Genomic DNA, 12,119 nt, shown 5'->3' with positions numbered 1-12,119 from the left:
GGAACAAAATATTGGCTTAAATTACTGGTAATTCTAAGCGTGATGAAAAAAGTACGAACACTATCTGAATGAGAGATTATTATTAACATCGATGAGATTTAGTATAGATAGGGGCTACGAGAGCCCCCATTTTCCTTGCCTTAATCAAGCAAAACCCATGCTTCTTGCCATGCTAAACCCACGCCTGGTTCATAATAAGTTGGTGATTGAGCACACCAACCTGAATAAGGCCACGGTTTACATTGGTAGCGCTTATGATCATTTCTTCCCATAACGATCGTATTTGCTTTATATTGAGCTATTCCATCAGGATAGATAAAATCGACTTGACTTTGTTGTTCAATAAAATCAATCGCTACATGATAATGAGAGGTATCTTTATCACTAATAAATATTTTATTGGCCTCACCTGAAGTTAGTACGACCTCTCCAGTTTCAGAATTTATTTGTCCTATACGCAATAAGGAGGAATTTGCATTGACCTTTTCTCCTAAAGCGAATGGCCATTGATTGCCGCCATTATTTTGATCGGTGACAACAATACTATGTGTTTCTATTTCACCATTTTCATGATTAAAGAGACGAAGTTTTACTGTTGTTCCTGATTCGATTTCCGCCGTATTGTACAGAGATTGTAACTCATACCACTCGACTGGTTTGCCTGGGGTATTAATAAACACATCGCTGCATGAGTAAAATGCTTCAGTACTGTCCTCTCTTTGCCAAATCACAAAAATAAGATGCTTCCCTATTTTGTTAGCAGGCATGTTACAAGGCATATTGTAGCGGCCATTAATAAGACTTACCGAGTTAATTGTACAAAACGGTTGTTCTTCTAAATCAGACCATTTTAGAGGTTGATTGAAGTCATAATCGCTTTTAGTAATATAAAATTTAAAATATTTTGTTTTATGTGGTGCTGTTGGATAATAGATAAAATTAAATACTCCATTTGCATCCGGTTCAATAATACTGGTGCTCCAATCGGTTCGAGCAAGGTTTAAGCCTTTGTAGAAGTCTCTACCACCGCCACACAATTGACCATCAGGAATAATGTCTTTATGACGATCATTTGCTGCCGGTTGATTCACTTCATTCCAATTATATAAAGGTTGTTTCCCTCCTATTTCCACAGCTGCTTTACATGCAGGCGATTTAGGATTCTCAGGGTTTTCTTGAAAGCAGTGATAAATCCGAGAAATAGGCGTTTCCATGGATCCATGTGCAAACACAGAAACACAAATGAAAAGAAGAACTGTTCCAAGTGTAATTTTAGTAAAATTCATATTGATTATATTTATCTTTTTAAATGGCCGAAATTTTAAAATAACTGATTTTATTAAAAAAATGAAATTTTATTTATTTTCAGATGGTTGTAATTAATTTTACATCACAACCCTTGCAAATATTTCATTTTATAATGTATAGAGGTGAGCCTGTAGACGGAAAGATTTTACTAATTATCATTATGTTCAATGTTTAGTCTTGATTGAAGTGAGCTAAAGGCATTATGGAGTTGCTTTATTGGGGGCTTCTCCAAGAGCATTAGTTAAATCATCCAGTTTTTTGGCGGCATCTGTTTTTGTTGGGAAGAGTCCAAACATATTTCTTCCAGTTGCATAATTGGCGATACCGAAGCTCACCACAGAGATGATAGCGCTTGCTAAATTAGCAAGAACTTCTTTCCAACCACGATGTTTTTCCAGCACACTTCTGGATCTGTCAATTGCATCAAGACAGGCTTTTTGAAAAGCAGGTCCAGATTTTTTCATTACTTCAGGATTTGTTGTGGAAAGAAGGAACTTACAGCGTGCTGCCTCTAACTCATCATACAGCGTTTTTGCGGCTTGATAAGCACTATGATAGTTCTTATCACTTTGATATTTTTCATAAAATTTTATTTTCTCTTCAATGAGCTTAAGGTGAGCATCAAAGTCAATGTTTAGAGGGAAGTGGTAGTTGTTTACTGACAACCATTCATCGCTCTCAAAAGCAAATGAGGTGACTGTTTTGGGAAGGGCGTTAATAACTTTTGATAAATAAGTTTTATCGTTAATGATATCGCTTAAATTGAGCCTGGTAATGTTTTTAGGAAGAGCTGCAAGTACTTGAGACAGTTGCTTGTCTGTCAAACTAAAAGGCCTATTTGTGCTTAAATCAAGCGTGGTGACACCAGCCGGAATCGCCGCAAAGATTTGAACTAATTCTTCGATGATGAAATGCCATAAAAAATTCCCCCCTAAATCAAGTTCAGTTACGGTTTTAGGAATAGCTTTAAGAATTTTCACCAAGTCAGTACTTGGTTTGTGATCAAAGAGATTCCATCTTAAATTAAGTTTAGCGACTGATTCGGGAATGAGTTGCAAGGCTTCAACCAAGCCATCAGTGTCTTTGACTCCTAGTCCATTCCCACTTAAATTAAGATAAGTAGTCCCTGCAGGAATAGTTTTAAAGGATTGACTTAATTGATTGGAAAGGAGATTAATTTTTAAGCGATAATAGCCGATAGCATCCTCTAAGTCAGCTAGAGTTTTCTGCCACACATAATGTTGTTGTAACTCATTTTTAGATTTGTTAATTGCTTCACGACACGCCATTTTAAAAGCTGGTTCTGTTTCTTTAATTGCTTCAGGGGGCGTTGTATTAAGAAAGAACTGCAATCGTGCAATTTCCAAATCTTCTTGCAGTGTTCTTGCAGCCGTACAAATGTGTCGATAGCTCTCATCATTTTGATATTTTTCACAAAATTTAAGGTTTCCTTCAAAAAGATGAGTAAAATCAATATCAAGGGGAGAATGATAATTTTTTGCTGACAACCACACATCGTTTTCGATTGCAAACGAAGTGACTGTCTTGGGTAGGGCGTTAATGATCAATTGAGCCGCTTTATTGTCTAAAAAATTGCCACTAAGATTAATGGTGGTCACATTTTTAGGTAAAGCTGCAAGTGCTTTAGCGAGCTCCTCCTCGGACAGCTCACCAAGCGCGTTTTGGCTTAAATCAAGTGAGGTAACTCCGGCAGGAATGGCCGCAAAGATCTGTGCTAATTCCTCAGGAGTTAAGAATTTCTTGAGTAAATTACCACTTAAATTAAGTTTGGTGACGGTTTCAGGAATAGCCTTAAGAATTTTAACGAACTCAGCACTTGCTTTTTGAGCGATACCACATTGACTTAAATTAAGATTAGTCACTGCTTTGGGAATGATCTGTATGGCCTTAATTAAATCCTCAGTGTCTCTAAATCCAAGACCATTAAGGCTTAAATCTAGATCAGTCGTTTCAGTAGGGATTGTTTGGAAGATCTCTACTAATGAAGGGGCAAATGGCGAGTTGAGGTTTAATCGGTGACGTATCCTAAGCGAGTCGATAGCACGCTCTAAATTAACAAGCATTCTCTGTAAATTATGATTTTGCAGTCCCATGTGTGATTTGTTGATGGCTTCACGGCAGGCTTTTTTAAAAGCAGAGGCAGCTTCGTTGCTGGTAATAGAAATTGAAGAAATAAGGAACTGATATTGGGCTTCTTCTAAATCTTCTCGCAATGTTTTTGCAGCATTATAAACTTGCTGCATTTCACTGTTTTGATACCCTTGAGATAACTTGCTAGTCTCTTCAATGATTTTAAGAACAGCATCCAAATCAATATTCAGGGGGGTGTGATAATTATTTAATGACAATTCTTCCTGGTTTGTCGTAATAAGTGAGGTGACTGTTTTGGGAAGAGCTTTAATTGTTTTAATCAGTCTCTTATCCGTATTATCAAGAGAATTGCCACTTAGATTGATTTTGCTCACGTTTTTAGGGATAGCTGCAAGAACTATGGTTTGTTGATCTTGCAGGAAACCAAGCCCATTAAAGCTTATATTAAGTGAAGTGACCCCAGCAGGAATGGCTGCAATAATTAACGCTAATTCTTCAGGGGGAAATGCTCCCAAGTCATTAAAACTTATATTAAGTTCATTCACAGTTTCAGGAATTGCCTTCAATATAGTAATGAGCTCATCGCTTGTTTTTTCGTCAAAGTGATTATGGCTCAAATTAAAGTTGACAACAGTTTGGGGGAGCGCTTTCAGAGCTTGGGTAAGATGCTCAATATTGATGAGATTAAGATGGCTATAAGATAAATCAAGCTCAGATACATTGGGGGAAATGTTTTGAAAGAGTGAAACTAATTCTTGATCGGATAATTTGTGGATATTAAGTAATTTAAGATAAGTCATGTTGAGATTTCCAAATTTTTTTCGTAAATTGAAATATTTTTATACTAATCTTCTGAGGTCATGCTAGAAACAGAAAGATTTCTTTCTGGTCTCTGTGATTAAAATTTGAACCAAATTGTAGTTTTGTTTGAAAAAAGTTTATATGGGTAGAATTACCCATATTCAGAGTTAAATGTGCGGAGTGGTTTGGGGTTAGCTTTGTATTAGAGTGGAGCGATCATCTTGTGATCTTTCTAAAAATCCTACGGGTAAAATTACCCATAGGAGAGTAGAGGGGTATGAAATAATAATTACCAAATGACGCATCGTTCCTTATTAACCATAGGGCTATTTTCAAGAAGGGCAAAAGCGTTTTGGAATTGAGGCATATTAGCTAATGTTCCATTAACCCGATAAATCATTGGGGGATGGGGATCGGTGGTTACTAAGTTGCGTGCTTGTTCGGGGCGAATATTACTAGCCCAGACATGCGCAGATCCTAAAAAGAATTGCTGTTCAGGAGTAAAACCGGCAATAGTTTTTGCATTTTTGTACTCTTTTGATGCCTGAAACGCCTTATAAGCTAAGGTTAGGCCACCAAGGTCAGCAGTTGCTTCGCCAACGACAAGGTTACCTTGGACTGGTAAATCCCCATTAACTTTATAACGGGAGAATTGTTCAGCAATGCAATTGGTCGCTGTTTGGAATTTTTTTAAATCTTCTGCAGTCCACCAATTGTTTAAATTACCATAACCGTCGAATAGTGCTCCTTTATCATCAAACCCATGGGTGATTTCGTGGCCAATAATAAAGCCAATAGCACCATAATTGATAGCTGCTGGTGCTGTAGGATCAAAAAAGGGTGGTTGTAGAATACCGGCAGGAAGATTGATGTTATTCATAGAGGGGTCATAATAAGCATTAATCGTTTGTGGTGTCATTTGCCATTCTGTCCTGTCTACGGGTTTGCCAATTTTATTAAGGTCGCGCTTGATTAAGAATTCATTGGCACGAATGACGTTTAATACATAAGGGCCTTTATTAACCATTAAGCTTGTGTAATCCCACCATTTTTCTGGATAGCCAACGCGTTCCTCCATTAAATCTAATTTTTTTAAAGCAGCTTGACGTGTTTCTGGAGTCATCCAACTTAGGGTCTGTAAGTCTTGGCGTAAAACGGTACGAATATTCTGTAGTATTTCTAATACTTGCTGTTTTGAGGCAGGTGAAAAATACTTCTCCACGTAAAGTTTACCAATAGCAAATCCTAAAGCCCCGTTTTCAGTGTTAACAACCCGTTTCCATCGTGGTAATAATTTTTCAGCACCACCGATGGCAGAAGTCATACGGAAATTTTGATCAACAAAAGGTTGTGATAAATAAGAGGCGAAAGCATCAACTAGATGCCAGCGTAGATAAATTTTCCAATCCTCAAGTGAGGTGGACTGTAATTGCTCATTAACCTTCTTGAAGAAATCGGGTGTGGCTAAATTAATCGATTTGAGTTTCCCTTGTCCGATATTAGTGAGATAATTTGGCCAGGAGAAATTTGGAGTTGTTGCTTGGAGTTGCTCGTGATCCATGATGTGATAGATAGTATAAGGATCACGTAATTCTGTTTGTGATAAAGAAGCTTTTGCCAAACTGGTTTCTATTGCCATGACTGTTTGGGCTTCTTTAGCTGCTTTATCCGGAGTGTCACCCAATAACTCAAACATTTTCGCAACATGTTCAACATAAGTTGCCCGAATTTGAGCAAACTTTTTATCTTCTTTTAAGTAATAATCTCTGTCTGGTAATCCTAAGCCACCTTGTATGGCGGCACCAATCATCTCTTTGCTGTTTTTAAAATCCTGCATGCTACCAAAACCGAAAAGTGCATCGACGCCTATCATTTGTAGATGGGCTATTTCTGTTTGAAGATCATTTAAATTTTTGATGGCTTCAATTCGATCAAATTCAGGTTTAAGAGGTGTGGCGCCTAGTTTGTTAATGGATGCTTCATCCATGCCGCTGAAATAAAAATTACCAACTTTTTGCTCGATACTGCCGGGTTTGGCATTGTTATTATTAGCTGCTGCAATCAGCATTTGATGAATTACGTCTTGTAACTTATCTTGCAAAATATAGAAGGTGCCCCAACTTTCATATTCAGGGGGAATAGGATTTTGTTTTTGCCAAGCCCCATTAGCGTAAGCAAAGAAATTTTCCCCAGGTTTCACGCTCTTATCGAGCCAATCTAAATGCAAGGCAGCAGCATTAACATTCGTTGCCGAGACTATGAAAGGTGTCCAGAAACTGAGTAGGGTAGTAAAAATTTTACGTAGTCGCATAATGCATCTCCTCATTATTACTTTATAGTACAATGTTTCTATAGTCTGTCAGGATGCCATGGCATAACCATGGGCACAAGTTTTTTAGAATTGTTCGAGCTCACTTACGATATCTAACCATTCTTCTTCTGTATTCATAAGCTCTTTTTGCAGATTTCTTTGTTGGTGGAGTAGGGTTTGCAATTGCTGTTGCTGACCTTCTTCATAAAGTGACAAATCAGCTAATTTTACTTCAATTTGTGCCAAGCGCTCATGGGATTGCTCAAGCAATTGTTCGAGCTTCTTTAGACGATTTTGCAACGTCTTTTTTTCACGATATTGATTTCCAGTGGTTGCTGGCGCTTCTTTAGCGGATTCTCTAATTAGTAACCATTGATGATAATCTTCTAGATCCCCTTTAAAGGCTTGTACTTGCTTTTGGTACACCAGATAGAAATCATTGACAGTAGTACGCAATAAATGACGATCGTGAGAAATTAAGATTAATGCGCCTTCATAGCTTTGCAGCGCTATCTCAATGGCTGCTCGCATGCCTAAATCGAGATGGTTGGTTGGTTCATCAAGCAACAAAAGATTGGGTTTTAACCAGACAAGTTTTGCTAAAGCAAGCCTTGCTTTCTCACCACCTGAGAAATGATGAATTGGCTTCATTGCCATGTCGCCAATAAAATTAAAACCGCCTAAATAGTCACGGATAGTTTGTTCTCTCGCTTCTGGAGAAAGTGCTTGGATTGTCGCAACGGGACTTAAATTATAATCCAGTTCATCCAGTTGATGTTGAGCATAATAGCCAACTTCTAGATGTGGAGAGCGGTGAATAGTACCTGATAAGGGCGAAAGTGAGCCGGTAAGTGTTTTAATAAGTGTTGATTTTCCCTCACCATTGGGGCCAAGTAAAGCAATGCGATCGCCCGGATTAAGCACCAAGTTGAGTTTTTTTAATATCGCTGTATCACCATAACCTGCTATAACCTGATCGCAATGGATTAAAGGATTTCCTGCTCGCGGACAGGGATAAAAATTAAAAGAGAAAGGGGAGTCGACCTGAGCTTGGGCAACAATATCAATCTTGGTAATGGCATTTAGTCGGCTCTGAGCTTGCTTCGCTTTTGAAGCTTTGGCACGAAAGCGATTGACATAAGCCATCATGTGACTAATTTTTTGTTGCTGTTTCTCATACATCATTTGTCGTAAAGCAAGCTGTTGGGCGCGCGTTTGCTCAAAACGACTGTAGTTCCCGCTGTATAAACTCATTGTTTGTTGCTCAATGTGCAAGATATGAGTTACAAATGCATCTAGAAATTCTCGATCGTGAGAAATCAGCAAAATGCTGCTGGGAGATTGCTTTAACCACTTTTCCAGCCAAAAAATGGCTTCCATATCAAGGTGGTTGGTTGGTTCGTCCAAGAGTAATAAATCAGCAGGCTTCATCAAACAACGCGCAAGACTTAATCGCATGCGCCAGCCACCCGAAAAGCTGTTAACCGGATTTTTTTGTTTCTCCGCTTTAAATCCAAGGCCGGCCATAATAGAAGCGGCTTTTGCGGGTTTACTGTAACCTGCAGTTTGCGTAAGTAGTTCATGACAAAAAAGCACCTCGGCATGATCTTCTTTTTGTTCCCCTAAGGCTAAGCGTTTTTGGAGTGCTAAATATTCATCATCCCCTGCAAGAACAAAATCGAGAGCAGGTTCATCGCTCTCAGGCAATTGTTGTGAAAGGTGACTGATTCGTAATTGAGGATTGATAAGACAATCTCCGGCATCGGTATGCAAATCTCCAAGAATCAGAGAAAATAAGCTCGATTTACCACAGCCATTATGCCCAACTAAACCAATTTTTTGCTTCTCATGCAAACTGACGCTAGCATTTTCCAGAAGAATTTTGTTGCCACGTGAAAGAGTAATTTGACGCAAAGTTAACATGACACTTACAACGAATAATCAAAATATTAGTATAGTATCATGAATATTGGGTAATCCATTTTCCGCCACAACAAAAAAATTTGCTAACACCTTAGTCCTGCTAAGGTGTTAGCATCATACGGGTCAGTTGAACCTAAGTTGAGATAAACTCCCCCTATAATTTTCAATAAATTGTTAAGGAGTCATTTTCTAAGCTAAAAAGTGGGTTTTTTTAAAATCTTGTAAAAAAGGTGGCTTATATAAATCAAATATGGTAATATTACCTTAGCTAGAAACTGTCTTTTTTTATACTCGCCAAGTCGTCGTTTTATTAATTTAATCCCTCGTATTGTAGTTTTTAATTCCTGACCTATTTCCGGCTAATTTCGCCTATTATAGGTATTAATAAATTAAAGGTATATTCGAATGTCTAAAACAGTAAATGGGATTGTCAAATGGTTTAACGAATCAAAAGGCTTTGGTTTTATCGAGCAAGAGTCTGGTCCAGATGTATTTGCTCACTTTAAAGAAATTATAGGCTCTGGCTTTAAAACCCTGTCAGAGGGGCAAAGAGTCCAATTCGTTGTGGCTCAAGGGGCGAAAGGTCTCGAAGCACAGAGTATAATGGCGCTCTAATTAAGTACTTTAATAATCTTTTTACCACTACATCTCCCCGTAGAATGTAGTGGTTTAAACACTTCAATGATCTTTAAAAGAACCAAAAAACTGATGTCGGTCGATGCGGGAATTCGTTAAGTTGATAGCGAACTCATAACTCCGCGGCATCTATCTCCACATGATATTGCATTGTGCTTTACTGGCTGCTTTAAGCATGTTAACTAGAGGTAGTGCACGATGAGCCAGGCTAACTTCTGGTTCGTCTTCATCATTATCTCGAGGTTTTGATGCTGAACCTTGCTGGGGATTTTCTTCAATACTACTTTGCAAGCGTGACAAAGCCTCTGGAACCTCTTCTGCAACAATGGCACCCGGAACCGTACCGCTATGACCCATAAGCTTTAATAAATGTTGGGCAATATGACCAAACATGACAATATTTTCATAGGCATCACTGTAGAAAGTAACTAGCATTTTATTTCCTTATTTAAAACCTAAGTGCAATTCTTAAATTAATATCATACTTCAATTGAAATCAGTATATAATATGGCAGTTATTTGTCAGGTTGAAAAATGAAAAAGCAAGATTTTTACTTTGATTTGCCGCAAGAGTTGATTGCGCAATATCCTCTACCCAATCGCCGCGATTCGAGATTATTGGTCTATAATCGTCAAACTGGTACCCGTGCTCACCATCAATTTGCAGGGATTTCGCAGTTCCTGGAAGCGGGTGATTTATTGGTTATGAATAACAGTAAAGTTATTCCGGCTCGCTTATTTGGCCATAAAGCTAGTGGTGGCAAAGTCGAGCTTTTAGTAGAGCGTTTGTTGGATGAACACACATTTTTAGCTCATGTCAAAGCAAGTAAGTCGCCAAAAGCGGGTACTGTGATTTACCTTGATAAGGAGTGGTCTCTTGAAGTCATTGCCAAGCTAGATGACCTATATCATTGTCAGATTTCAGGTAATGTAGAAGTGATGCTGCAAGAAATAGGGCATATTCCTCTACCACTTTACATTACGCGTTCTGATGAATCATTGGATTCAGAAAGATATCAGACAGTCTATGCCTTACATAAAGGCTCCGTGGCGGCTCCAACAGCTGGATTACATTTTGATGAAACGCTCTTACAAGAAATTAGAACGAAAGGTGTTAACCTTGCTTACTCAACTTTGCATGTTGGAGCGGGGACTTTTCGCCCGGTTCGCTGTGATGATATCACAGAACATAAAATGCACAGCGAGCAGTTTCTGATTAGCGAAGAGTTGGCGCAGGCAGTCAATGCAACTCGTGCAGCTGGCAAACGAGTAATTGCTGTAGGAACAACGGCTTTACGGAGTTTAGAAAGTGCTGCGCAAGAAGGGGTTTTGCAAGCGTGCCACAGGGATACAGATATTTTTATTTATCCCGGTTATCGATTTCAAATTTGTGATGGTTTGCTAACTAATTTTCATCTGCCAGAATCTACCCTCTTAATGTTAGTTTCTGCTTTTATAGGGCACAAGCAAGCAATGGCCCTCTATCAGGAAGCCATTGCAGAAAAATATCGCTTTTTTAGTTATGGTGATGCCAGTTTGTTGCTATAAAAAGCCAAGGATTACAAATGAATCAAAAACAAATGCCTGTGTCAACATTTATCCCAGTGTTAACTACCGAAGCAGGGAGTTGCTTAACTTTGGCAAATTGGCAAGAAATCGGTGTAAGAGGGCTTTCTTATCAGTTGGAGACGTTACTCTTAAAACCTGGTGTGTCTCTACTAAAAATTCTCCCCAATCTTAGGTCATATATTGATTGGGAAGGATTTATCGTCTTGAATGCTTCATTACCTCCCGCTAATAAGCAGGGTATCTACTCCATCCGCTCGCCCTATGATGGTAGTGTGCTGCGGATTGCAAAAGAAGAGGTTTGTTCTTTAATTAAGCAATTAGAGCCTGATATGGTTATTTTACCACCAGATTTTGACTTATCGCAGCTACCCTCATTCCCACAGACAATAAAAACATGGATTACCCCCAATAACAAATCAGAACAAAATTTTGGTTGGTACTTACCCTATGAAGAGTCAATGTCATTGACTAGTCTGCAGGAAAATATGGCTAATTATTGCAATAAACCTATTTATCTTGTGGGCAATTATGATTGTGGACAGTTAGCTGCTTTAGCAGATGATAGTTTTTTTATCGAATCAAATTTGCCAGCGCAAAATGCAATACTTGGTAAAGTATATAGCGGCACCGAGATGATTGATTTATTGAATGATGAAATGACACATCAGCACACAGTTATTGATGAGAGTTGTCAATGCCCAACTTGTCAACAGCAATTTACACGTGCTTATTTGCATCATTTAATCGCCCAAACACCTCTGCTGTGTCGACGTTTTCTTATTCAACATAATGCATATTATTATCAAAATTATCGATCCTTTTCAAAAAAAGACACCTCTGGGGAAATTACTTAGGACATTTCATTTACGAGAGATGGAAATCTAGATATGATGTCACGCACCTTGCACTGAGGTGCTGTTGATGCATCCCATGCAATAGACTTCTTGCATAACCAGCATTGCTTACTTGGCTGCTATGTTATCTATGTCTCTGCGGTGCTGACTTACTCTCTGTAAGCTTCGCTCTCGGAATATAGACACTTTGCGCTCAAGCAAAATCTGCAGCTTACGCAAGAAGTTTGATGACCAAATAGCGAATTTGAGGAGAAATGGTATGAGTTTTTTTATAAGCGATGCTATGGCTGCAGCTCCAACTCAAGCAGCACAGACTGATGGAACTTTTTCGCTAATCATGATTGTTGCTATCTTTGTGTTGTTTTATTTTATGCTGATAAGACCACAAAACAAACGTGCGAAAGAACATCGTGAAATGATTAGTCAGTTAAAGAAGGGTGATGAAATTATTACTTCTGGCGGTATATTAGCAAAGGTCGTTAACATTGATGATCAATATATAAAAGTTGCTCTCTCAGAGACAGTTGAAGTGAGCATCCAGAAAGGTGCAGTAAGCGCAGTTTTGCCTAAGGGCACTCTTAAATCCCTTTAAGTTGGGCTAGGGA

9 protein-coding genes are annotated in these 12,119 nt (G+C 38.6%); 4 read left to right on the top strand and 5 right to left on the bottom strand.

The annotated features are described in order from the left end of the window. Positions 1 to 140 precede the first annotated feature (140 nt). The 4 genes from Lbru_RS10415 to Lbru_RS10400 form a co-directional block, all read right to left on the bottom strand. A complete protein-coding gene (locus tag Lbru_RS10415) occupies positions 141 to 1,232 on the bottom strand; it encodes a lytic polysaccharide monooxygenase (RefSeq protein WP_274519603.1) in 1,092 nt (363 codons plus the stop codon). A 276-nt stretch (positions 1,233 to 1,508) separates the two neighbouring features. Next, positions 1,509 to 4,220 carry a hypothetical protein gene (locus Lbru_RS10410; RefSeq protein ID WP_058442067.1) on the bottom strand — a complete coding sequence of 904 codons (2,712 nt, stop codon included), beginning with the start codon at positions 4,218 to 4,220 and terminating at the stop codon, positions 1,509 to 1,511. Positions 4,221 to 4,510: 290 nt separating this feature from the next. Further along, positions 4,511 to 6,532, bottom strand: coding sequence for a M13 family metallopeptidase (locus tag Lbru_RS10405; protein ID WP_058442066.1), 2,022 nt, complete (start codon positions 6,530 to 6,532; stop codon positions 4,511 to 4,513). Between the two features lie 84 nt (positions 6,533 to 6,616). Beyond that, the gene (locus tag Lbru_RS10400) at positions 6,617 to 8,455 is read right to left on the bottom strand and encodes an ABC-F family ATP-binding cassette domain-containing protein (RefSeq protein WP_058442065.1); all 1,839 of its coding nucleotides are present in this window, start codon (positions 8,453 to 8,455) and stop codon (positions 6,617 to 6,619) included. A 405-nt stretch (positions 8,456 to 8,860) separates the two neighbouring features. On the opposite strand from Lbru_RS10400, the gene Lbru_RS10395 reads away from it, so the two are divergent. Next, complete coding sequence (locus Lbru_RS10395) at positions 8,861 to 9,070, top strand: cold-shock protein (protein WP_058442064.1); 210 nt, start codon at positions 8,861 to 8,863, stop codon at positions 9,068 to 9,070. A 150-nt stretch (positions 9,071 to 9,220) separates the two neighbouring features. Here the strand turns inward: Lbru_RS10395 and Lbru_RS10390 are convergent, their stop codons facing one another. Then, a complete protein-coding gene (locus tag Lbru_RS10390; RefSeq protein WP_058442063.1) occupies positions 9,221 to 9,526 on the bottom strand; it encodes a DUF1840 domain-containing protein in 306 nt (101 codons plus the stop codon). Positions 9,527 to 9,625: 99 nt separating this feature from the next. Here Lbru_RS10390 and queA point away from each other — a divergent pair, with 99 nt between their 5' ends. The 3 genes from queA (at position 9,626) to yajC (ending at position 12,106) form a co-directional block, all read left to right on the top strand. Continuing rightward, positions 9,626 to 10,639: a tRNA preQ1(34) S-adenosylmethionine ribosyltransferase-isomerase QueA gene (gene queA, locus Lbru_RS10385; protein ID WP_058442062.1), complete on the top strand. Its 1,014-nt coding sequence runs from the start codon at positions 9,626 to 9,628 to the stop codon at positions 10,637 to 10,639. A gap of 17 nt (positions 10,640 to 10,656) precedes the next feature. Continuing rightward, positions 10,657 to 11,514, top strand: coding sequence for a tRNA guanosine transglycosylase family protein (locus tag Lbru_RS10380; RefSeq protein WP_058442061.1), 858 nt, complete (start codon positions 10,657 to 10,659; stop codon positions 11,512 to 11,514). A 259-nt stretch (positions 11,515 to 11,773) separates the two neighbouring features. Next, positions 11,774 to 12,106: a preprotein translocase subunit YajC gene (gene yajC / locus Lbru_RS10375; RefSeq protein ID WP_058442060.1), complete on the top strand. Its 333-nt coding sequence runs from the start codon at positions 11,774 to 11,776 to the stop codon at positions 12,104 to 12,106. Positions 12,107 to 12,119: the final 13 nt, after the last annotated feature.

Source organism: Legionella brunensis (assembly GCF_001467025.1).
In the GTDB taxonomy this organism is placed as follows: Bacteria; Pseudomonadota; Gammaproteobacteria; order Legionellales; family Legionellaceae; genus Tatlockia; species Tatlockia brunensis.
The sequence above is the reverse complement of the archived record's forward strand: the minus strand, read 5'-3'. Positions and strand labels throughout refer to the sequence as shown.